Source organism: Herbiconiux sp. (assembly GCF_023264895.1).
GTDB lineage: Bacteria > Actinomycetota > Actinomycetes > Actinomycetales > Microbacteriaceae > Herbiconiux.
Genome location: NZ_JAHFUY010000166.1, coordinates 1 through 2619 on the forward strand (window position 1 = coordinate 1; position 2619 = coordinate 2619).

The window sequence follows — 2619 nt, forward strand, 5'->3', positions numbered from 1 at the left end:
ACGACGGCTTCGAGGTGGGGGTGGGCCAGCGGTTTGGGGCTCGGCCGGAGATGTCTAGGCCCGTGGACTCGCAGAGGAGGTGGCCCTCGGGGTCGAGGGCGGGGTCGACCTCGTCGGCCATGTGGGCCTCGATGATGGCGGCGGTGCGGGCGCGGCGGGCCGGGGGCCAGCCGGCCGCCGTCGTGAAGACCCTGGCCACGTCGCCGCCCGAGACCTCGAACGTGGTGGTGGGGTGGTCGAAGGCGTCCGCCAGGCCGATGTCGTGGAGCATCGAGGCCACGAAGAGCAGCTCGTCGTCGAAGGGGAGTTCGGTGGAGCGGCCGAGCTCGGCGGCGAAGAGGTAGGAGCGGATGCAGTGGTTCACCAGGGAGGGCGAGTGGTACTCGCGGGCGACCTCCAGGGCGGCCAGGGCCGCCGGCGTCGAGGGGAGGGCGAGGTCGGCTGCGGGGTTCTCCATGGGGACATTCTGGAGGCGGGACGCGGGGTGGGTGTCCGGTCCGGGCGTCGAGCGCGGCATCCGTCTGTTTGTGGGCGGAATGTGGCAGTCGGTCGACGCCCGGTCCGCATCCGGCATCCGGGGCACGGGGCCGGCGCAGGGGCCAGTGGTCAGCGCGGCGGCAACGGGGTGTTGGCGCGGAGCACCTCGAGGCGGGCGCGGTACTCGGTCTCGTCGATGTCGCCCTGGGCGAAGCGCTCGGCGAGGGTCGACTCGGCCCGGCGGCCGGGGAGCTCGGAGCTGCGGCGCTCCCAAGCGGCGCGGCGCCAGCGGCGGCCGAAGACGGCGAAGAGGATCGCGGCCACGACGATCCAGAAGAGGGGCACGAGCAGGAAGAGGAGGCCTGGCCCGCCGAATCCGGGCCCGTCGAATCCGGGCCCGCCGAATCCGGAGTCGAAGGGGTGGGCCACCGCGGTGGCGGCGAGGGCAGTGGAGGCGGCGAGTGTGGTGAGCATGGGATCGCTTTCGGTCGGAGGGCTGCTTTCCTCCAGCGTCGCGCGCCGGGCCCCGCCGCGAATCGGCCGGCGGGTGGCACTTCGAGCGCGCGCCCTACTCCCGTCGGAGCATCCGTCAGTCCTCCCACGCGCGAACACGGTGGATAGTGGCGGACTTGGGGTAGGTGCCGCCGCGGGGTCCGATCTCGAAGAGGTCGATCATGAGGAACAGCGGGTAGTCGGGAGCCTGAGCGATGCGCCGCAGCACTCGGCCCTCGCATCCGATCACGGTCTCGCCCTCACCCCAGATCACCGTCCAGGTGTGGGATGCGGATGCGTCGAGGGGGATCGCGACATCGGTCATGTCGGTGGTGAGGCGGGGGTCGTGATGGGCCTTGACCCCGGTGCGCGCCACAGTGATCTCTCCGATGGCGTCGGCGTCGATCTCGAAGACGCAGATCTCGCCGGACTCCGTGGGCGAGCGGTGCTCGGTTCCGACGAGCCAGGCCGCGACCATGCAGTCGATGTCGCGGCTCGCCGAGACGGTGATCTCGACCCGCCCCCGGGAAGGCGCGAACAGGAGCCTCCGCGGTGTCTCGGTGCGCACCTCGAGATCGTCGCGGTGGCGATGCGTCCCGAGCGCTGAGCCGAGCGGACCCGAGTAGACCCCGGTCTGCAGGTTCGAAACGCGAAGGGGAGCATCCTCCGGGCGCCAGTCCGGTTGATCGGCATCGATCCGCAATCGGATCCCGTCGGTGACGAGCTCGTAGTGCGCCCGCGCCCGCTCGGCGGTCGTCCAGTGCGGAAGATAGCTCGCGACCCAGTGCTCGGAATCCGGTCCCGCTTGGAAGTCGTCATCGAGGTCGGGGTCGCGGTCGGGCGCGGCAGGAAGGCTCTCCGGCAGGGACGGCATGAGACATGATCGCACGCGCCGGAGCCCCGGTTCAGGAGACCCGGTTCAGCTCCTCTGGGCTCCTCGAGCTAGGCCGGTCTGCCGGGGGCGGCGAGGCCCGTCTCGTAGGCCACGATCACGAGCTGCACCCGGTCGCGGGCCGCGAGCTTGGTCATGATGCGGGAGACGTGGGTCTTGGCGGTGAGCGGGCTGAGGTGCAGGCGGGCGCCGATCTCGTCGTTGGTGAGGCCCGCACCCACGAGGGCGAGCACCTCGCGCTCGCGCGGGGTGAGCGGGGCGAGCGCCGACGCATCCGGAGCGCCCGCGACCTCGAGCGAGAAGCGCTCGAGCAGGCGGCGGGTCACACCGGGGCTCAGCAGGGCATCACCGGCCGCCACCACGCGCACGGCGCGGAGCAGGTCGACGGGCTCGGTGTCCTTCACGAGGAACCCGCTCGCACCCGCACGGATGGCGCGGCCCACGTACTCGTCGAGCTCGAAGGTCGTCACGATCACGATCCGGGTGGCGGCGAGCGAGGGGTCGGCCACGATCGTCTCGGTCGCCTCGAGGCCGTCGCCGTCGGGCATCCGGATGTCCATGAGCACGACGTCGGGGCGGGTCGCGCGCACCTGGGCCACGGCCTCGCGGCCCGTCGCCGCCTCGCCGACCACCTCGAAGTCGGGCTCCGACGAGAGCAGAGCCCGGAAGCCCGCGCGGATGAGGTGCTGGTCGTCGGCGATCACGATGCGGATCACGGCGCCTCCCCGGGGTGTCGCGGAAGTGCGGCGACCACGGTG

General features: G+C 72.1%; 4 protein-coding genes. All 4 read right to left on the minus strand.

Going from position 1 to position 2619, the window contains the following annotated elements:
* Nucleotides 1-457, minus strand: a 457-nt coding sequence (locus Q0D57_RS19340; RefSeq protein WP_291047059.1) for an HD domain-containing protein, incomplete at its 3' end; no start/stop codon positions are given.
* 149 nt (nt 458-606) lie between these two features.
* Complete coding sequence (locus tag Q0D57_RS19345; protein ID WP_291047060.1) at nt 607-951, minus strand: hypothetical protein; 345 nt, start codon at nt 949-951, stop codon at nt 607-609.
* A gap of 115 nt (nt 952-1066) precedes the next feature.
* The gene (locus Q0D57_RS19350) at nt 1067-1843 is read right to left on the minus strand and encodes a hypothetical protein (RefSeq protein WP_291047062.1); all 777 of its coding nucleotides are present in this window, start codon (nt 1841-1843) and stop codon (nt 1067-1069) included.
* Nucleotides 1844-1911: 68 nt separating this feature from the next.
* The gene (locus Q0D57_RS19355; protein WP_291047063.1) at nt 1912-2577 is read right to left on the minus strand and encodes a response regulator transcription factor; all 666 of its coding nucleotides are present in this window, start codon (nt 2575-2577) and stop codon (nt 1912-1914) included.
* Between the last annotated feature and the right edge of the window lie 42 nt (nt 2578-2619).

Bases quoted from the DNA above. Each gene is read 5' to 3' on its own strand.
- Q0D57_RS19345 (WP_291047060.1), bottom strand. From the start codon at position 951: ATGCTCACCACACTCGCCGCCTCCACTGCCCTCGCCGCCACCGCGGTG.
- Q0D57_RS19350 (WP_291047062.1), bottom strand. From the start codon at position 1,843: ATGCCGTCCCTGCCGGAGAGCCTTCCTGCCGCGCCCGACCGCGACCCC.